19 protein-coding genes and 1 rRNA gene are annotated in these 20,100 nt (G+C 46.5%); 19 read left to right on the top strand and 1 reads right to left on the bottom strand.

What is annotated here, in order from left to right; translation table 11 throughout:
- The first annotated feature begins 32 nt into the window (after positions 1-32).
- The 12 genes from rrf to LUCIF_RS07115 all read left to right on the top strand — a co-directional run bounded on the left by rrf (position 33) and on the right by LUCIF_RS07115 (position 11,230).
- Positions 33-149, top strand: a 5S ribosomal RNA gene (gene rrf, locus LUCIF_RS07170).
- 644 nt (positions 150-793) lie between these two features.
- Complete coding sequence (locus tag LUCIF_RS07165) at positions 794-1,075, top strand: NAD(P)H-dependent oxidoreductase subunit E (RefSeq protein WP_122627176.1); 282 nt, start codon at positions 794-796, stop codon at positions 1,073-1,075.
- Positions 1,041-2,729: a [Fe-Fe] hydrogenase large subunit C-terminal domain-containing protein gene (locus LUCIF_RS07160; RefSeq protein WP_122627175.1), complete on the top strand. Its 1,689-nt coding sequence runs from the start codon at positions 1,041-1,043 to the stop codon at positions 2,727-2,729. Before LUCIF_RS07165 ends, LUCIF_RS07160 begins: the two co-directional genes overlap by 35 nt.
- Positions 2,729-3,880 (top strand): SpoIIE family protein phosphatase, encoded by a 1,152-nt coding sequence (locus tag LUCIF_RS07155; protein ID WP_122627174.1) that lies wholly within the window; start codon positions 2,729-2,731, stop codon positions 3,878-3,880. Before LUCIF_RS07160 ends, LUCIF_RS07155 begins: the two co-directional genes overlap by 1 nt.
- A gap of 17 nt (positions 3,881-3,897) precedes the next feature.
- On the top strand, positions 3,898-4,134 hold the full coding sequence (locus LUCIF_RS07150) for an NADH-quinone oxidoreductase subunit NuoE family protein (RefSeq protein ID WP_165865913.1): 237 nt from the start codon (positions 3,898-3,900) through the stop codon (positions 4,132-4,134).
- Positions 4,135-4,150: 16 nt separating this feature from the next.
- Positions 4,151-5,650, top strand: coding sequence for a 4Fe-4S dicluster domain-containing protein (locus LUCIF_RS07145; RefSeq protein WP_122627172.1), 1,500 nt, complete (start codon positions 4,151-4,153; stop codon positions 5,648-5,650).
- A gap of 223 nt (positions 5,651-5,873) precedes the next feature.
- Positions 5,874-7,046 (top strand): radical SAM/SPASM domain-containing protein, encoded by a 1,173-nt coding sequence (locus LUCIF_RS07140; RefSeq protein WP_122627171.1) that lies wholly within the window; start codon positions 5,874-5,876, stop codon positions 7,044-7,046.
- Positions 7,047-7,050: 4 nt separating this feature from the next.
- Positions 7,051-8,031, top strand: a complete 981-nt coding sequence (gene nirJ2 / locus LUCIF_RS07135) for a putative heme d1 biosynthesis radical SAM protein NirJ2 (RefSeq protein ID WP_122627170.1) — start codon at positions 7,051-7,053, stop codon at positions 8,029-8,031.
- 79 nt (positions 8,032-8,110) lie between these two features.
- Entirely contained in the window at positions 8,111-8,506 is a 396-nt protein-coding gene (locus LUCIF_RS07130; protein WP_243638697.1) for a CoA-binding protein, read from the top strand.
- A gap of 24 nt (positions 8,507-8,530) precedes the next feature.
- Positions 8,531-8,854 carry a thioredoxin gene (gene trxA, locus LUCIF_RS07125; RefSeq protein WP_122627169.1) on the top strand — a complete coding sequence of 108 codons (324 nt, stop codon included), beginning with the start codon at positions 8,531-8,533 and terminating at the stop codon, positions 8,852-8,854.
- 192 nt (positions 8,855-9,046) lie between these two features.
- Entirely contained in the window at positions 9,047-10,981 is a 1,935-nt protein-coding gene (gene feoB / locus LUCIF_RS07120) for a ferrous iron transport protein B (protein WP_122627168.1), read from the top strand.
- Positions 10,982-10,990: 9 nt separating this feature from the next.
- Positions 10,991-11,230, top strand: coding sequence for a FeoA family protein (locus LUCIF_RS07115; RefSeq protein ID WP_122627167.1), 240 nt, complete (start codon positions 10,991-10,993; stop codon positions 11,228-11,230).
- 35 nt (positions 11,231-11,265) lie between these two features.
- Here the strand turns inward: LUCIF_RS07115 and LUCIF_RS07110 are convergent, their stop codons facing one another.
- Positions 11,266-11,496, bottom strand: coding sequence for a DUF1858 domain-containing protein (locus LUCIF_RS07110; RefSeq protein WP_122627166.1), 231 nt, complete (start codon positions 11,494-11,496; stop codon positions 11,266-11,268).
- Positions 11,497-12,176: 680 nt separating this feature from the next.
- Here LUCIF_RS07110 and mraZ point away from each other — a divergent pair.
- From mraZ to mraY, 7 genes are all read left to right on the top strand, one after another.
- Complete coding sequence (gene mraZ / locus LUCIF_RS07100) at positions 12,177-12,608, top strand: division/cell wall cluster transcriptional repressor MraZ (RefSeq protein WP_122627165.1); 432 nt, start codon at positions 12,177-12,179, stop codon at positions 12,606-12,608.
- Between the two features lie 19 nt (positions 12,609-12,627).
- A complete protein-coding gene (rsmH, locus tag LUCIF_RS07095) occupies positions 12,628-13,560 on the top strand; it encodes a 16S rRNA (cytosine(1402)-N(4))-methyltransferase RsmH (RefSeq protein WP_122627205.1) in 933 nt (310 codons plus the stop codon).
- Positions 13,561-13,602: 42 nt separating this feature from the next.
- The gene (locus tag LUCIF_RS07090; protein WP_122627164.1) at positions 13,603-14,058 is read left to right on the top strand and encodes an FtsB/FtsL family cell division protein; all 456 of its coding nucleotides are present in this window, start codon (positions 13,603-13,605) and stop codon (positions 14,056-14,058) included.
- Positions 14,059-14,081: 23 nt separating this feature from the next.
- Positions 14,082-16,178: a stage V sporulation protein D gene (locus LUCIF_RS07085; RefSeq protein ID WP_122627163.1), complete on the top strand. Its 2,097-nt coding sequence runs from the start codon at positions 14,082-14,084 to the stop codon at positions 16,176-16,178.
- Between the two features lie 76 nt (positions 16,179-16,254).
- Positions 16,255-17,742: a UDP-N-acetylmuramoyl-L-alanyl-D-glutamate--2,6-diaminopimelate ligase gene (locus tag LUCIF_RS07080; RefSeq protein WP_122627162.1), complete on the top strand. Its 1,488-nt coding sequence runs from the start codon at positions 16,255-16,257 to the stop codon at positions 17,740-17,742.
- A gap of 4 nt (positions 17,743-17,746) precedes the next feature.
- Positions 17,747-19,108, top strand: a complete 1,362-nt coding sequence (locus tag LUCIF_RS07075) for a UDP-N-acetylmuramoyl-tripeptide--D-alanyl-D-alanine ligase (RefSeq protein ID WP_122627161.1) — start codon at positions 17,747-17,749, stop codon at positions 19,106-19,108.
- Positions 19,109-19,124: 16 nt separating this feature from the next.
- Complete coding sequence (gene mraY, locus LUCIF_RS07070; protein ID WP_122627160.1) at positions 19,125-20,099, top strand: phospho-N-acetylmuramoyl-pentapeptide-transferase; 975 nt, start codon at positions 19,125-19,127, stop codon at positions 20,097-20,099.
- Position 20,100 lies beyond the last annotated feature (1 nt).

Below are 20,100 nucleotides of genomic sequence, written 5' to 3'. Positions count from 1 at the left end.
ATATACCCTTTGGGAGATTCACCTCTTAAAAATCCGGTGGCGATCGCTGTGGGGATCCACCTGTTCCCATACCGAACACAGTAGTTAAGCCCACAAACGCCGAAAGTACTTGGCTGGAAACGGCCTGGAAGGATAGGAAGTTGCCGGTTCGCAAAAACGCTTATCATTTTGATAAGCGTTTTTGTATTATAAGGATCTGTGGCGATAACTCGGGGAAGGATGGATGCTGGCGCATCCTTTGAAAATATCCTGTATGTCGCAGACTAACTGCCTTGAGTTTGCTTAAAAGTATTTACATATTGCTCCCGTTAAGACGGATGACCTGTTCCCATATCGAACACAGTAGTTAAGCCCTTAAACGCCGAAAGTCAGCCGTCTTACAGCCAGAGACACCAATAATAGAGATTACATGAAATAGAAAGTAGAGTATCAGTGACACACAGGCTCTATTCAAAGACACGGAGTGTCCTCCATTGGCTGGAAACGGCCTGGGAGGATAGGACGCTGCTGATTGTGAAAACGCTTATCATTTTGATAAGCGTTTTTGTATTATATAAGGTTTATGGTGATAACTCGGAAGGATGGATGCTGGCGCATCCTTTGAAAATATCCTGTGTGTCTGCTTATAATTTGTCTAGAGACATTGAGATAGTGATTTTCATTAAGACGGATGGCCCTAGATAATGGTAAAAATTGATTAGAAATCATTATTGCTTGCAGGAACTATTTGCGGTAGAATAGGACATGAAAACAATAAAAGTGAAAAAAATCACACTTGATTTGAGGTGAAACAGTGACAAAAATATCAATATGCGTTGGCAGCGCATGCCATTTGCGCGGTGCTCACGGAGTTTTGAGCGCTTTTAACACATTGATGGAAAAATATCAGGTTCAAGGCAGTATTGATATAGAGGGGAATTTTTGCCAGGGTCGTTGTACGGAAGGTGTAGTTATAAAGATTAATGATGAAGTGATTACAAATGTGGCCAAAGAAAAAGTTCATGATATTTTTGTGAATAAAGTATTGGGGTGTGAAGTCAATGAAGACCATTGTAACCCAAAAAGTAAATTGTAAGGACTGTCATCGTTGTGTACGTTCATGCCCGGTTAAAGCCATAGGCATTGAAAGAGGGCATGCCCGGCTGGTAGAAGACAAGTGCATATTGTGTGGTAAATGTGTGGTAGAATGTCCCCAGCATGCTAAACAGGTTGAAACCCAGTTAGACAGGGTAAAGGGAGCGATTAAGGAAGGGCGAAAAGTCATCATGAGCCTGGCCCCGTCATTTATAGGAAACTTTATGGAATATAGACCGGAGCAGTTGTTGGCCCAAATACGCAGTTTAGGGGTAGCCGTAATTGAAGAAACAGCAATTGGGGCCGAAGTCGTCTCGCGATATTACAGGTCGTTTTTGAACGTAGGTAATAAAACAGTAATATCGGCCTGTTGTCCAGTTGTTGTGAATTTGATAGAAAAGTATTATCCTCAATTAGTGGACAATCTGGCGCCGGTTGTTTCACCTATGGCAGCGCACGGCAAATTAATAAAACAACGTCATGGGGCCGACGCCTTTGTAGTATTTGCAGGACCTTGCATAGCCAAAATTGCCGAGCGGGATAAGCATGGTGCCGATATGGATGCTGTCATTACGTTTGAACAGTTGCGGGAGTGGCTGAAAGAGGCGAAAGCTGAGGTGCCCTTTGAACCGGTCTTAGATGAAGCATGGGACCGGTCCCGGTACTTTCCAGTACCTGGAGGAATATTGAAGTCTTTTATGCACCACGATGAAACGGATACGGACGTTATCGCGGTCGATGGAATTGAAAAATGCATGGAGGTATTTAACGGCTTATCGCAGCAGGAAATAGCCCCGCGTTTTATTGAGGCTCTGGCATGTGCCGGAGGATGTGTTGCCGGCCCGGTCAGTGGCAGTTTCTCTTGTGTACCCGCTAAGAAAGCTAAAGTAGTTGAATTTGCTAAACGAAGTAGGGCCAGTGCTCCTCATGTGATTCCCAGAGAATGTGAATTTCATTTTACCCATGAGAATAAACGGGTCGTGGCACCTGAGCCTGACGAGGCTCAAATCCGGGCCATATTGAACCAAACGGGAAAATTTACTGTAGCCGATGAAAAAAATTGCGGGGCCTGTGGTTATAACTCCTGCCGGGAAAAAGCCATTGCCGTTTATCAAGGTCTGGCGGAAACGGAAATGTGTGTGCCGTATATGCGCTCCAAAGCAGAATCTTTTGCCAATATTATTGTTGATAATTCGTTGAATGCGATTATTGTTGTGAATGATAAAATGACAATTCAAGAATTTAATCCGGCTGCAGAACGTATGTTTAACAAACGCAAAGAAATGGTGAAGGGGACCAGTTTAACCGAAGTTATCGACTGTGCGGATTTTTTAACGGTAGCAATTGCCGGCAGGAAGATTGTCGGCAAACGGGTTGAATATCCGGCTTACGGCTTGGTGACGGAACAAATGATAGTTCCTGTCTATGAGCACGGTCTTGTTTTAGGGGTTCTTACGGATGTAACAGATTACGAAAAGAAGGCAAAAGAAATACAACATATGAAATTGGAGACGGTGGAAAAGGCTACGGAGATTATTAACAAACAAATGCATGTAGCCCAGGAGATAGCCGGTCTTTTGGGAGAAACAACGGCAGAAACCAAATCGGCATTATTAGAACTGATTTGGCTGATAAAAGGTAAGGGGGATCAGTAATGCACCAGCTTCATGCAGAGGTCGGTGTGGCGCAATTGTCTAAAATCGGTGAAGAACTGTGTGGCGATAACGTAGATTTGATACGAACGCCCACAGACACCATCATGGTATTGTCTGACGGTTTGGGAAGCGGCGTTAAAGCGAATATATTAGCGACTTTAACAACGAAAATAGCCTCCTCCATGCTGAAACGGGGAATTCCGCTAGAAGATGTTGTCAATACTATAGCGGAGACCCTACCGGTGTGTCGTCAGCGAAAGATTGCCTATTCGACAATGCATATTATTACGTTTAATAACCAGGGTTTAGTTACCGTCGTTGAGTTTGATTGCCCAACTTCTTTCTTAGTACGCAGCGGCCAAGTGGTCCCGTTTCCTTTGCAGGAGAAGGTAGTGGGAGGAAAGATAATAAAAGAAGGACAACTTTTATTGCAGGAAAATGATATAATTATTGCCGTGAGTGATGGCGTAATTCATGCCGGGATTGGGGGACTGCTAAAATTGGGCTGGGGCTGGCAAGGGGTTGCGCAGCAACTCGCAATCGAAAGCACTGGCAACCCGGAAGCCGAAACGATTTGCCGTCAATTGATCCGGTGTTGTGAAGGGTATTACCTCGGCAGGCCCGGAGATGACACCACAGTAGTTGCCGTAAAGATCCGGCAGCCACGGCATTTAACGTTACTGGCAGGCGCGCCGGCTAGCCGGAGCAATGATGAGAAAGTAGTGAAACGATTTTTAAGGCAACAGGGAAAAAAGATCATTGCCGGCGGGACGACGGCCAACATAGTGAGCCGTATTACCGGGCGACCGTTGACGGTGGATTTGGCCTACTACGATTCTCAAATACCGCCGATTGGTCATATTGAAGGCATTGACCTGGTAACCGAGGGAGTGTTAACGCTGAATGCAGCAGTGGAGCGTTTAGGCAATACGGAAATGCTGGCTAATCAATCACGCCAGGATGGGGCAACTTTGCTGGCTCGAAAATTATTGGAAGCCGATAAAATAGAAATTTTTGCCGGTGGCGCCGTAAATCCGGCCCATCAAAATCCTAATTTTCCAATCCAGATCAATGTAAAGGCGCAAGTCCTAAGTAAATTGCAGGCCGTGCTGGAGTTCCGGGGGAAACAGGTCGGCATAGAATGGTTCTAATTATGGGAGGGAATAGATTGCAGACATTAGTGATTGAAGTTTGTATGGGAACGTCCTGTTACTTGCTGGGGGCGCAGGATTTAATGGAAGCCATAGAAGAATTACCCCCGGAAAAACGCACCCGCATTGAACTTAAAGGCATCAGTTGCTTAAAAAACTGTGGTAAGGGACCCAATATAAGAATTAACGGCATTGTACTTACTAATGTTACACCAGAGCAGTTATTGCAAATTGTCGATGATAATTTGCAATAATGAAGGAGGATTATTCATGTCACAAGTCACAGAAGTAGTAAAAATTCGTCGCAAAGTATTGTCTGAACTTGCCAGATTAACCTTTGCAGGAACATTGCAGGAAAATATCGGTGAGATTCTAAATACGGTAGTAACGGAGGATGGGCCCCGCTACCGGTGCTGCGTCCACAAAGAGCGGGCCGTCTTAAAAGACCGGATCAATCTGGCCTTGAGCCAGCCGATGTTTACTAAACTGGACCAGGCTGCCGAAAGTGCGCTAAAAGGACAAATCCATGATATGCCGGCAATTAACATTATGCCGGAAGCCTGTGATAAATGTCCGATTGATAAATTTATCGTTACGGATGCATGCCGGAATTGTTTGGCGCACCATTGTATAGCCAGTTGTCCGAAAAAAGCAATTATGGTAGTACAGAACCGGGCATACATTGATAAAAATAAATGTGTTGAATGCGGATTGTGCAAAAAGTCATGTCCTTACGGCGCAATTATCGAAGTCAGCCGTCCTTGCGAACGGGCTTGTGACCTTGCCGCAATCAAGGCGGGGAACGACCGCCGGGCGGTAATCGATTACGGTTTGTGCGTTCAATGCGGAGCTTGTAAAATGGCCTGTCCGTTTGGCGCCATTAGTGATCAGTCCGTGCTGGTGCAGGTTATTCAACAATTAAAAAGTACCAAAAGAGTATATGCATTATTGGCACCTGCTTTTATTGGCCAATTTGGTCTGAAGGTCAGACCAAAACAAGTAGTCAGTGCGCTGAAAAAATTGGGCTTTTATAATGTCGAAGAAGTCTCCTTTGGTGCAGATATCGTGGCGATTGAAGAAACCAAAGAATTTGTCCAGACCGTACCGGAACAAAGAGCTTTTATGACTACGTCGTGTTGTCCTGCTTTTGTCGATATGGTGGAAAAACATTTACCGGATAGTAAGGAGGCGGTTTCTTCCACAATTTCACCCATGGTTGCCAGCGGCAAAGTGATTCAGGAGAAGGATCCGGAAGCCGTTATTGTTTTTATTGGACCATGCATCGCCAAAAAGGCGGAGGCCAAGAAATATACGGATATCATTCATTATGTATTAACCTTTGAAGAATTAGCGGCGATGATGGTAGGTGCAGGAATTAATATTGCTGAAATAGAGGAAGAAAATTCGTATCAAAGTGCAGCCTCCCGTGACGGCAATATTTTTGCCAGGGCCGGCGGGGTTATGCAGGCAGTGATAGATGCCGCCGCAGCCATGCAGGCGGAAGATAAAATAAAGCCGCAGCATTGTGAAGGATTGGCTAATTGCAAAGCGATTTTGCAAAAAATGCAAACCGGCCAAGAGAGCATTAATTTTCTGGAAGGCATGGGATGTGCCGGAGGGTGCGTTGGGGGCCCCGGTACATTGACCGATTTGCGGGTAACAACCAGATTGGTAGAGAATTTTGCAGCCTCTGCCGGAATGAATAATGCCTTGGAGAATACCGGTGCAATGGAAAAAGTAGCAAAAACCAATCATTGGCACAGAAAATAATAATTAGTTAATTTTTTATATTTAACGAAATCTTTTTGTTGTATATTTGCCGTCAATTTGAGATAATAAAATAGACGGAAGGACTTGGCCTGGTCCAGGTCCTTTTATTTTGCAGGAAAGTCAGGAATTTAAAGCTTTTTCTTGCCGTGTCGGTAAGACTTGGCGCCATGCCAGGTCTTATTTTACAAAAAGGAATACGTGATGTACTGGAGGAGTTAGGTAGATGATTGGATGCACAAAATTACTATGCGGTACGGCTACTGTTTCGGATATTATTAAGTATGGCCGGAAATCTTATAATTTGCCCCCTCAGATGCTGCAATTTTCTTCGGATGCGACCCCGGTTGTAGTTTGGAATATAACCAACCGGTGCAATTTGTCCTGTCAGCATTGCTATATTGAAGCGGAAGACCGGGCCTATGAGGGAGAACTTTCTACGCAGGAAGCGAAAGATTTTATTGATGATTTGGCCCAAATGAAAGTTCCGGTGCTGTTGTTTTCCGGCGGGGAACCGCTGGTACGCGCCGATGTGTTCGAATTGGGCGCTTATGCAAAAGAAAAAGGAATTCGCCCGGTATTGTCGACGAACGGAACTTTGATTAATCCTGCTGTTGCTCAACAAATATATGATGCCGGCTTTCAATATGTTGGCGTCAGCATAGACGGGAATGAACCCGTTCATGATGAATTCCGCGGGCGCAAGGGCGCCTTTGCCCAAACCTTGACGGGAATACGAAATTCAATGGCCGCCGGTAATAAAACAGGTATCCGGTTTACCGTCAACCGTCTCAATTATCATACTTTGCCTGATGTTCTGGATTTAGTAGCGGCAGAGAAGATTCCCCGTTTTTGCATGTACCATCTGGTCTATGCCGGACGGGGTAAAGAAATGGCTGCGCTAGATACGACGAAGGAGCAAAAAGTTCAGACGATTGAACTTTTGATGGCAAGAACGCTTGATTTTCATCAACGGGGTATTGAGGTGGAAATTCTGACAACGGATAATCATGCCGACGGTATTTACATTATGCAATACTTTGAAAAAAATCAACCCGAGCGGGTAGAGGAAGTAAAAAGTTTGCTTACCATGCACGGCGGTTGCTCGGCGGGCCAGAAAATGGCAAACGTCGATCCCCGGGGAAATGTTCATGCCTGTCAATTTTGGGGGCACCACACTTTGGGGAATGTCCGGGAAAAACGGTTCAGTGAAATTTGGCAGCAGACCGATGATGAATTTTTGACGAAACTCCGGGCTAAAAATGTTTATTTAGAAGGACGATGCGGTGAGTGCCGCTATAAAAGTTTATGCGGCGGCTGCCGCATTCGGGCGGAGGCTCTTTCCGGTAATCTGTGGGGGGAAGACCCGGCTTGTTACTTAGCCGATTGGAAGGAGTGATTTTGTGATCATATCATGGAATACAACCCAGGCATGTAATATTCGCTGTATTCATTGCTACCGGAACGCCGGAACGGAACGAAGCGACGAATTGAATACGGACGAAGGAAAAAAATTAATTTCGGAAATTGCCCGTGCCGGATTTAAAATTCTTATCTTAAGCGGCGGGGAACCTTTATTGCGACCGGATATTTATGAGCTGGTGCGACACGCCCGCAGCGCAGGCATCCGGCCTGTTTTAGGCACAAACGGTATTTTAATTACCCCCGAGGTTGCCGGTAAATTAAAAGAGGCCGGTTTGGCCGTGGCAGGCATTAGCCTGGACAGCAAAACGCCGGAACGTCATGACTGGTTCCGCCAGTCCCAAGGGGCCTGGGAAGCAACGATGCGAGGGATCAAGGCTTGCCGTGATGCCGGGCTTCCTTTTCAGATTCATACCACTGCCATGAACTGGAATGAACCGGAAATTACGGATGTTACCGATTTGGCGGTTGCTGCCGGTGCCATTGCCCACCATATTTTTTTCCTGGTGCCGACGGGAAGAGGCAAGGATATTGAAGAGACTACGCTAAAAACGGAACAATATGAATCGCTGCTTACGCGGATTATGGCCAAGCAGTCTGAGGTTCCGCTGGAAATAAAGCCGACTTGCGCTCCGCAATTCATGAGAATAGCCAAGCAACATGCCGTGCCGCTGCGGTTTACGAAAGGCTGTCTTGCCGGTACGGCATATTGTGTGGTAATTCCGAACGGGGATGTCCATCCTTGTCCCTATTTACCGCTTAAGGTAGGAAATGTTCGTGAGAGTGCTTTCGATACGATATGGCAAGAAAGTGATCTTTTTCATCAACTGCGTACCGAACCTTTAAAAGGAGGCTGCGGGAAATGCGGCTATGACGATATTTGCGGCGGTTGCCGGGCCCGGGCTTATTATTATTATGGGGATTATATGGCAGAGGAACCCTGGTGTTCCTACGGCCGTTAAATTATTAGCTCGTTTTTTGCCGGTAAGAGTGGATATTCAGGGGGTATTATTCATATAAATAAAAGGAGGTACCTTTATTGTGGATGAGATTCAAAAAATGTTGGCATTAAAAACATGGGCAGTAGTTGGCGCGACAAATAACCAGGAAAAGTTCGGGTACAAAATTTTTAAGTTTATGAAAGAGGCCGGATTTACTGTTTATCCGGTAAATCCGGGCGTCTCCGAGGTGCTGGGTGAAACATGTTATCCTGCCCTACAGGATTTGCCGGTTAAGCCGGATGCTGTCGACTTCGTTGTGCCGGCCAGTGTTGGCGAAAAAGTTATGAGAGATTGTGCCGCTTTGGGAATTAAGAATGTCTGGCTGCAACCGGGAGCAGACGCTCCGGGGGTGGTAAAAGCGGCCCAGGAACTCGGTTTGACTGCAGTCAGGGCGTGTATCATGGTGGAATCCCGCAAAGCAGGAATCGGAGTTTAAGAAATAAGAGGAGGTCGTTTCTTAGTGGCTAAAGTTGCAAGTGTCAACGAGAAAAATTTTCGGGAAGAAGTTCAGGAAGCTGCAGTGCCGGTTTTAGTTGACTTCTGGGCGCCCTGGTGCGGGTATTGCACCAGGCTGTCACCGGTAATGGACGAGTTGGCCGGCACTATGGAAGGGAAGATAAAAATTGTCAAGGTAAATGTTGATGAAAACCGGTCGTTAGCCCAGAAATATGGCGTAATGAGCTTGCCAACGATGATTGTTTTTAAAAATGGGGAACAAGCGGAGAAATTAATGGGTTATATGCCCAAGGCCAATATTATGGCTAAGATTCAACCGCTGCTTTAACAAATGGAAATACGTATATCAGGTGGTTTTTCCTGATATACGTATTTTTTTAATGTTTCCCCTCGCCCTGAGCCCTGCGCCACGAACCAAAAGACCGCATAGCAGTTTTTCTTATCCGGCATTCATAATTGTATTAGATGCTGAATAGGAAATAGCAATGAAGTTGATCCGGCTATGAAACGGGGGACTGTTATGCCACAGTTGCCGAAAATTGTGCTGGTAGGACCGCCGAATGTAGGCAAGAGCGCTCTATTTAATGTTTTAACGGGGACCTATGTGACCGTATCCAATTATCCGGGTACAACCGTTGATATTTCCCAGGGAAAGTGCCGAATACAAAACAGAACGTTTGAACTGATTGATACTCCGGGGACGTATTCCCTGTTACCCTTGAGCGATGAGGAAAAAGTGACCAGACAATTTTTATTTTCAGAAAAACCGGCTATGGTAGTGCAGGTTATTGATGCTAAAAATATCCGCCGTATGCTTGCCATGACTCTCGCCCTGATCGATGCCGGGTTACCGGTCGTTTTAGATTTGAATATTATGGATGAAGCGCAGCAAGCCGGGGTGCTGATCAATATCCCGATATTGGAGGATATATTGGGGATTCCTGTTGTTGCAACTTCGGCACTAAAAAGGTGGGGGCTGGATGACCTGAAAAAGGCAATTGTTCGTCATCAATACAAAACCCCGCTTGCTTTGAAATTTAGCGACCAAATTGAAAATGCCATTGAATTGATTGATTCCTTATTAACGGCAGAATATGGGGTGTCGAAGCGGATGATCGCCTTGCTGCTTTTACAGCAAGACGGCGAAATGCTCCCCCGGATAACGGCGGAGAAAAATTATGAACAAATTGCAAAGTGTGTTAATGATTTGGTCGGACAATTCAGCTATAGTTTGGATTATGTGCTTGCTATGGAACGGCAGGAAATGGTAGATAAAATTTTGCAAACAACAGTCAGAGAAGGTAGAGTCCACTCGCACGGTTTCAGGGAAACGATAGGGGACTGGACCAGAAACCCATGGACCGGGATACCAGTTTTATGTCTTGTGCTATATTATGGATTGTATCAGTTTGTGGGTAATTTTGGCGCCGGTTTCCTGGTTGATTATATTGATACCAATATTTTCGGGCAGTATTTAAGTCCGTTTATCGAATCTATCGTAACGCAATATGTTCCATTCCATTGGGCACAATCATTGCTTATCGGTGAATATGGCATATTTACACTGGGGTTTCGTTATGCCGTCGCTATTATTTTACCGATTGTGGGAACATTTTTCTTTATGTTTGCCATATTAGAAGATTGCGGCTATCTTCCCCGCCTGGCAATGCTTATGGACCGTATCTTTCAATATATTGGTCTCAACGGTCGCGCGGTCATACCCTTAACCCTCGGTCTGGGCTGCGGGACTATGGCGACGGTTGTAACCCGAACTTTAGAGACCAAACGGGAAAGACTGTTGGCAACCTTTTTGCTAACTTTAACCATTCCCTGCTCGGCTCAATTAGGGCTGGTATTAGCGCTTCTTTCCCGTAATTCTCTGACTCTTGTCTTGTGGGCAGCGTATATTTTGGGCATCTTTGTCATCGCCGGCCTGCTGGGTGAGCGGCTTTTGCCGGGAGAACGCAGCCCGTTCTATCTGGAAATTCCGCCCCTCAGAATTCCGGTAATGTCGAATGTATTTATGAAAGCCTATACCCGTATGATGTGGTATTTTGTGGAAATTACGCCTGTTTTTATTTTGACCAGTATTTTTCTATGGCTGGGAGAACGAAGCGGTATTTTACAAGGCATGATTTATTATCTGCAGCCATTCATGTCTTTTTTGGGATTGCCGCCGGAAACAGCACAAGTGTTTCTGTTTGGTTTTTTCCGCCGCGATTACGGGGCCGCCGGATTATATGATATGTCGCTGAACGGAATGCTAAATGATTACCAGCTCTTAGTCGCAGCGACGACATTGACCCTTTTTGTGCCTTGCATTGCACAGTTGGTTGTTTTATTGAAGGAACGGGGATTCTCAGTGGCGATGCTAATACTGCTTTGCGTCATTTTAACCGCTTTCTTTTCCGGCTGGATGATGAATCAAATCATATCACTGCTTGGACTAATTTAGCAGGGGGGGATGATTGGTATTGGCGATGAAAAGTCCATTAAAAGTCTAAAGCCGGGGGACATGGCTACGGTCCTGGTGATTCAGTGTAAAGAGAAAAGCCAGTTGCGCAAATTGGCTGCGTTTGGCATCTTGCCGGGGGTGAAGGTCAGAGTTTTGCAGACCTATCCGTGCTATGTGCTGGGAATGGGGAATAGCGAAGTTGCGCTTGACCATATCATCGTAGAAAAAATAATAGTTACAAAAAAATAACGACAGGCTTTGAACTCAAAGCCTGTCGGTTAGCCTTATTCGTTACAACCGCAGCCGCAACTGTTGTTATTTTGAACCGCCTTATTTAAGGCGGCGATCAAGGCGTCGATGTCAATCTCGTGGGCCGCGGCACCCTGCTCGATATTTTCAAAACGGGCTGCTGCACAACCCAGACAACCCATACCATGATTGCGAAATATTTCTACGGTTTGCGGATACTTTTGCACGACTTCGACGATACTCATTTCTTTTGTAATAACAGACACGAAATATAACCCCCTTCTTATGGAAAATAATTCTTAACCAAAAATATTATAGCATACTTTATAGTACCTGTCATGATTGTTTGGCTTAATTTTGTTTCGATAAATGGGAAGAGCCCGTAATGATCTACGCTACAGCCAAAGCTGATCATTACATACCTATACGCAATCTTTCGACTACGCACAAGCATTACACAACCAACCATGACCTTTGCTCGACTACCAAAGATACCTACGGAACCTACTGCAATCTTTCGACTGCAATAGACCCCTGTTAGATTCCCGAAATAATCTACAGCACCCTTGGCAGTCTTAGCTCGACTGTTACATATCTCTTTTGACCACACGACAACAGTTGGGCTGCCGTACAGCCTTACAAGACACATAACAATCTTCCCGCCGACTAATACCAAACCGGACCGATCCAGTATTAATCTTTGGCCGACTACTAGCGAACCCCTTAAGAGATCCGCTAATAATCTTGGCTCGACCATTACGAACCCTACGTTTTATAGTATGGACAAAGTTGAGATAAATATACGCTATAGGACTTAGGTCACATTTTTAATTTTTTCTTAGAAAATCCTTTCAAAATGGAAGGGTTTTTTTTATTTTTCCCGAATTTAATCAAGAAAGTGGTGGATTGTGGTATAAAGTGGTGGAATTTTAGGTGGTGAAGAGTCGTGTTTATGGGCGAGTACTACCATACGGTCGATAACAAAGGACGACTCATATTGCCGGCCAAATTTCGCGATGACTTGGGTGAACTCTTTATTGCCACAAAAGGATTGGATAATTGTTTGTTTGTATACGGCCGGGAAGAGTGGGCTATCCTAGAAAATAAACTAAAACAATTACCGTTAGCCAAACCCGAAGCCAGAGCCTTCGTAAGATTCTTTTTTGCCGGAGCGGCAGAAATGGAATGTGATAAACAGGGACGTATTTTATTGCCGAATAATTTACGGGAATACGCCAAAATCGATAAAGATGTAGTTGTGCTTGGTGTATCAAACCGGATTGAAATCTGGGATAAAAGTACTTGGGAAAACTATAATAATGAGTTGGCTCCCACCGTAACGCAGATTGCGGAGAATTTAGTCGACTTTGGAATATGATGAAATGAGAGTGATTGACGTGGAGTTTCGCCATACCAGTGTTTTACTGCAAGAAAGTGTGGCGGCTTTGATTACGGACGGAACGGGAACCTACGTAGATTGTACGCTTGGCGGCGGCGGACATTCGCTGGCCATTGCCGCCCGGCTGGAAGCGGCGGGGCATCTGATCGGGATTGACCAGGATCCGGCGGCTATTGTGGCCGGAAAAGATAAACTGGCGGCCGTCACCTGTAAAGTGGATATTGTGCAAAATAATTTCCGGAATTTATCCGGAATTTTAGATGAATTATCCGTGGATATTGTGGACGGGGTTCTTTTTGACCTGGGAGTTTCTTCTTATCAATTGGATACAGCTGACCGGGGGTTCTCCTATATGCAGGATGCTCCGCTTGATATGAGAATGGACCCGGGACAAGTTTTTTCCGCCTATGATATTGTGAATGAATATCCGGAGGAGAAGCTGGCCCGCATTATTGCCGAATATGGGGAGGAACGCTGGGCGAAGCGAATTGCCCTGTTTATTGTCCGGGAACGGACGCACGCGCCGGTCCAAACGACAGGCTCATTAGTTGAAATCATAAAAAAGGCTGTTCCTGCCGCTGCCAGACGGGAGGGACCTCATCCGGCAAAACGTACTTTTCAGGCCTTGCGTATTGAAGTCAACGATGAACTGGGAATTTTGCAAACTGCTTTTGAAACAGCCGTTAACCGGTTAAAACCGGGCGGGAGAATTTGTATTATTACGTTCCATTCGCTAGAAGACCGGATCGCTAAACAGACGCTGGCAAAAATGGCAAAAGGTTGCAGCTGTCCACCTCAATTGCCGGTTTGTGTTTGCGGCCAAAAACCAAAAATTAAGCTGTACGGAAAGGCCATAGCACCGTCAGCTCAGGAGATTGAAATGAATCCAAGGGCTCGCAGCGCCAAATTACGGATAGCGGAAAAGATATAACCATGGAGCAATTTGTTCTAATATCCAGGGAGGGTAAATAGTATGTTAGTAAGCAAAAGGCAAGATTGGGACCAATATGCCGAACAGCCTGTGTCGATTCCGGCCCCTGCGCCGCGTCTGAATGTGGGACTCAGGAATAAGTGTTTTATTGTGGTATTTATTGGCGCCATTATGGCAATGGTTATCACCGCCCGCAGTGAAGCCATTATAAGAGCCGGTTATGACCTGGTGCAGGTCAAGGCCCAAGTTGCCGGGCTGGAAAAACAAAATGAATTGCTTCGTCTGGATATTGCCAAACTGAAATCCCCACAACGGATTCAAGCCATTGCTACTAAAGAACTGGGAATGGTTGTTCCGACCAACGTTTACTGCGCAGCAGCCAAGCCGCAAAAAAATTCTGCTGCCGGCATAAATGTTGCCGAAAAGGAACAATCAGTGACCAGTCAGGTTGCAAACATGGTAAAAACGGCAAGAGCGGAGGCGAGCAAGCAACATTAATAAATTAAATGGAGGAGTAATAAGTGGCATCTGCTTCACATGTTACCATCCGGAAAAGAGTGGCCTTTCTTTTTCTGTTTGTTGCGGTAATTATGTTGGGACTCAGTTGCCGGCTGATGTATCTCCAATTATTTAAAAGCTCTTGGCTATCGGAAAATGCTACGGATCAGCGTATCCGCGAAATTCCCGTTGAAGCCAAACGGGGTTTCATCTATGACCGGAACGGTAAGGAACTGGCTATCAGCGTCAGTACCGAGTCGGTTTATGCAATCCCCGCCGAAATACATAATCCCGATGAAACAGCAGCCAAATTGGCTGCTATTTTGGCATTGGATAGCAATCGCCTGGCGGCCAATTTAAAAAAGCACCAAGCCTTTATCTGGATTAAGCGCAAGGTGGATGAAAAAACTGCCCGGGCGGTAAAAGTATTAGATTTGCCCGGTATTGGCCTGACCGAGGAAAGTCGGCGCTATTATCCGCATGATAACTTGGCCGCTCATTTGCTTGGCTTTACCGGTATTGACAGTCAAGGTCTGGACGGGGTGGAGATCACTTTTGACAGTTATCTGAAAGGGCATCCCGGCAGTATTGTGGTGGAATATGATGCCCGGGGACAGGAAATACCTTATGCGACCCATCGTTTTATTCCTCCCACAGCGGGAAATAATTTGTATTTGACGATTGATATAGTAATTCAACAAATTGTTGAGCGGGAATTGGACCGAGTTATGAAGGAAACGCAGGCCAAAGGCGCCACAATTATCCTGATGCAGCCCAAAACGGGCGAGATTTTGGCGCTGGCCAGCCGGCCGGATTATGACCCGAATCATTTTGCCGAATACCCCCCTAAACTTTGGCGCAACATTGCTGTTTCCAATGCTTATGAACCGGGTTCAACCTTTAAAATCATTACGGCTGCGGCCGCTCTCAATGAAGGTGTAGTGCATTTAGAGGACCGTTTTTTTGACCCTGGCTCGGTGGAAGTCCAGGGGCGTACCATTCATTGCTGGAAAGCCGGCGGTCATGGCAGCCAAAGTTTTGTCCAGGTAGTCGAGAACTCTTGTAATGTCGGATTTGTACATGTCGGGTTGCGTTTAGGCAACGACCTTTTTTATAAATATATTGACGCTTTCGGGTTAGGAAGGCCAACCGGTATTGACCTTCCGGGAGAAGCGAAAGGAATTTTAATTCCTAAATCAAAACTGAAGCCGATTAATATTGCGACAATGGCTATGGGGCAGAGCATTGCTGTTACGCCAATTCAATTAATTACCGCCGTGAGTGCGGTGGCTGACAACGGAGAATTGCTGCGGCCGCAAATTGTCCGGGAAATTAAAGACCGCAACGGTCAGATCATTAGAGATTTTAAACCGGATAAAATAAAACAAGTAATTAATCCAGCAATTTCCAAGGAATTAAGAGGAATTTTGGCGAAAGTTGTGGAAGAAGGTACGGGGAAAAATGCGGCTATAGAAGGTTATCAAATTGCCGGCAAGACGGGAACAGCGCAAAAGGTAGGTGCCGGCGGCTATCTGCCTGATAAATATGTGGCGTCGTTTGTTGGGTTTGTCCCGGCCGATGATCCGCAAGTTGCGATGCTGGTGATCATTGATGAGCCCGTAGGAATGTATTATGGCGGACAAATTGCCGCTCCGGTGTTTAGTGCCGTAATGAAAGACGTGCTGCAATATTTGAAAATTGCTCCGGTCAGCAGTTCGGTCAATTCATCGAAGGAAAGTCAGGTAACGCACGTCGTAACGCCTAATGTGATTAATATGACGGTTCCGGATGCGCTGAAAGAATTGCAAAAAAATGGCTTACAGGGCAGAGTGGAAGAAACCGGCGAACGCGTCGCTGATCAAATCCCTAAACCAGGCAGCCGGATTCCGCCGGGTTCGACCATATTGTTGCATACACTGGTTTCCCGTTATCTGCCAAGTGAAGTAACAATCCCGGATTTGACAGGACTTTCCGTTCAGCAGGCAATGGATTTGCTTGCCGAGGTTGGTCTCGGTATCCGGCTTGAAGGAACGGGAACGAAAGTCAGCCGCCAGGAGCCGCCGCCGGAAGGTAAAGGATATACCGGGACGAACGTGACTGTTTATCTTGAATCTCAATAGCAAGTAGTGTATAAAGTTAGACCAATTTGGAAAATTTGGTAATAATACGAATGGAAATACTATAGGGGGAGCAAATATGGCTAAGAGTCTGAAGGAATTGGTAGCATTGCTGGCATCTGCGGATGTGAAAGGAGAATTAGACAGGACAATTGAAAAGATTACCTGTGATTCCCGTCAGGTTATACCTGGCTCTTTATTTATCTGCCTTACCGGCGCGAAGGTGGATGGGCATGATTATATTGCCCAGGCATGTCAAGCGGGAGCGGTTGCTGTCTTGGCCGAGAAAGAGGTCGCGGTTGAGGCTGGGGTTAGCGTGATTCGTGTTCCCAGCACCAGGGCCGCCATGCAAGTAGTGGGTCCGTACTTTTTTGATTATCCGGCGCGAAAGATGCGTCTGATCGGAGTTACGGGAACGAACGGAAAAACGACGACAACCTATTTGATCCGGCATATATTGCAGCAGGCCGGCTTTAAAGTCGGATTGATCGGGACCATTCAAACCATGATTGGCGAGCGCATCTTACCGGTGAAAAATACGACGCCGGATGTGGTCGATTTGCAAGGGATTCTGGCGGATATGGCCGCTAGCGGCATGGATTATGCCGTTATGGAAGTTTCCTCGCATGCGTTGTCCCTGGGCCGGGTGTCGGGCTGCGAGTTTGATACAGCTGTATTTACCAATATGACCCAGGACCATCTCGATTTTCATATAACTTTTGAGCATTACGCGGCTGCCAAATCATTGCTTTTCCAGTCCCTTGACCAAGGGGCCGTCAAGGAGGGCAAAACGGCAGTTATCAATATTGACGATCCCTCTTCCGGTGTAATGCTGCGGGCAGCACACTGCCGGACAATACGCTATGCCGTTAAGCAGCCGGCTGATTTGCGAGCCCAAGAGGTGGAAGTCCGGGATGACGGCGCAAGGTTCCGGTTGACTGGAGAATTCGGCGACTGGCCTTTCCATTTAAAAATTACCGGGGTTTTCAACATCTATAATGTAATGGCCGCCGTCGGAGCAACGCTGGCGGAGGGAGTTGACCTGCCGGTCATCCGGCTGGCGGTGGAGTCATTCCAAAGTGTTCCGGGCCGTTTTGAACTGGTCAAAGCCGGACAGCCGTTTACGGTAATCGTTGATTACGCCCATACGCCGGATGGATTGGAAAATATTCTCCGGACGGCGCAGCAGTTTGCCGAGAAAAAAATGATTGTCGTTTTTGGCTGCGGCGGCGACCGGGACAAAACCAAGCGCCCCATCATGGGAAGACTGGCAGCTCAGTATGCCGACGTCATCATTGCCACTTCGGATAATCCCCGGACGGAAGACCCGGAAACCATTCTGCAAGAAATTGAAATAGGTATCCGGGAAGGACTTACGGCAGGCAAACAGTACGAAAGTATTGTGAATCGCCGGGATGCAATTCACCGCGCCCTTCATCTGGCCCAAGACGGCGATATTGTGATTATTGCCGGGAAGGGACATGAAACGTATCAAATTCTAAAAGACAGGACAATCTCTTTTGATGACCGGGAAGTAGTCAGAGAGATCATCAAGGAGATGAAATAATATTATGGCGGAGTTTTCCCTAACAGAGGTTTGTTTGGCCACAGGCGGCCACCTGCGCGGCGAAGCCGCTGCTGCAGTTCATTTTAACGGTGTTTCCACCGATACCAGGACAATTAGACCGGGCGACTTATTTATTGCATTGACCGGCGAGAAATTTGACGGTCATAAATTCTTGGAACAGGCGCAAGAAAAAGGAGCGGCGGGTGTCATAGTCAGTAAAGTGATACCTTTTGCTGCCACCATTCCGGTAATTATGGTCTCGAATACGCTGACAGCTCTGCAGGATTTGGCCCGCCTGCATCGGCAGCGCTTTATGATGCCGGTAATTGCCATTACCGGCTCCAACGGTAAAACGACGACCAAAGATATGATTGCGGCCGTTTTAGCGAGCCGGTTTAATGTCCTCAAGACGCAGGCTAATTTTAATAATGAAATTGGCCTGCCGCAGACGTTATTAAATATGGACCCCAGTCATCAGGCTGCAGTTGTTGAGATGGGAATGCGCGGCCGGGGGGAAATACGGGAACTGGCCGCCATTGCTCTGCCAACGGGAGGAGTTATTACCAATGTGGGGGAGACCCATTTGGAACTGTTAGGTTCGATTGAAAATATTGCCCGGGCTAAATCGGAACTGGTGGAAGCAATTGAGCCTGCCGGCTTCGTAATTTTAAATGCAGACAATTCTTATGTTCATGCTATGAAAGAAAAAGCCAAATCGAGGGTTATACTATATGGCATAGAAGCGTCAGCCTCGGTTCGGGCAGTAGACTTACAGCCGGACAAAACGGGAACGTCTTTTCGCTGTCTCTGTCCTCAGGGTGATTTTGACATGTATGTGCCGGCAATTGGCAGGCATAATGTTTATAATGCGCTGGCGGCCATCGCAGTTGGACTGGAACTGAAGCTTAGTTTTGCTGAAATCCGCCGCGGCTTACAAAATTTTACTAGTGGTGCAATGCGGCAGGCGGTTCAGCAATTGGGCAGTTATACTGTGATTAACGATGCTTATAATGCCAGCCCCCTATCCATGGCGGCAGCCATTGATACGCTTGCCGGTATCGCTGAGGGGAGAACGGTAGCCGTTCTGGGGGATATGCTGGAATTAGGTCCGGTGGCTGTGGAAGCGCACCGGCAGGTTGGACGTAAATTGGCGGAAAAAGGAATTCAGGTTGTGGTGGCAGTGGGGGATTTATCCCGTCATATTGCTGAGAGTGCCAGGAATCATGGTGTTCCTGTGACAATACACTGCAGTAACCATCAGGAAGCCCAAGAGGCGTTGCGTAATACAGTAAAACAGGGAGATGTTATCTTAATCAAAGGATCGCGCGGCATGCATATGGAAAAAATATTGGAGTTTTTTAGGTGAATAGCAGGAGGTTATTATGCTGAATTTATTATATGCCGCCGGAACGGCTTTCGCTGTGGCCTTACTTGCCGGGCCGCTGCTTATTCCGGTTTTAAAACGGTTGAAATTCGGTCAGAGTATCCGTCAGGAAGGGCCGGAAAGACATTATGCTAAAGCGGGTACCCCTACCATGGGCGGGGTAATTATTTTGACGGCGCTCGCAATTCCGTCAATTCTTTTTGCCGGTAAAAGCCCGCAAGTATGGCTGGCGTTATTCGTAACCCTCGGACATGGCCTGATCGGTTTTTTGGATGATTTTATTAAAGTTGTTTTAAAACGGTCTTTGGGACTTAAAGCCCGACAAAAGCTGTTAGGACAAATTATTATGGCTTTAGCCCTGGCTTACATTGCCACAACCTATTTTTCCCGGGGAACGGATTTATGGATTCCTTTTTGGGGGATTCAGATTGACCTTGGCATAGGCTATTATATTTTAATATTTTTAGTACTTGTTGGGACGACCAATGCCGTGAATCTCACCGATGGGCTGGACGGATTGGCCGCCGGTACGACAACTTTGGCTGCCGCCGCCTATACGCTGATTGCCGTCAGTTTTGCCAAACCGGAATTGGCAGTTTTTTGTGCAGCCCTGGCCGGCGCCTGCCTGGGCTTTCTACGCTATAATGCTTATCCCGCCAAAATATTTATGGGAGACACCGGTTCGTTAGCCCTGGGTGGAGCCTTGGCGGCTGTGGCGGTTATGACCAAAACGGAATTATTATTAATTATTGTTGGCGGGGTGTTTGTGCTGGAAGCCTTATCCGTCATTATTCAGGTTATTTCATTTAAGTTAACAGGTCAACGTGTATTCCGTATGAGTCCGATTCATCATCATTTTGAATTGTCCGGCTGGTCCGAGACCAAGGTAGTGAAAGCATTCTGGCTTGCGGGGACGGTATTTGCCGCCCTGGCTTTGCTTATTTTAACTGCCAGCCATACAGGAGGTATGTAGG

This window comes from Allolucifera butyrica, from assembly GCF_900476375.1.
Classification (GTDB): domain Bacteria; phylum Bacillota; class Negativicutes; order Sporomusales; family UPPP01; genus Lucifera; species Lucifera butyrica.
The sequence above is the reverse complement of the archived record's forward strand: the minus strand, read 5'-3'. Positions and strand labels throughout refer to the sequence as shown.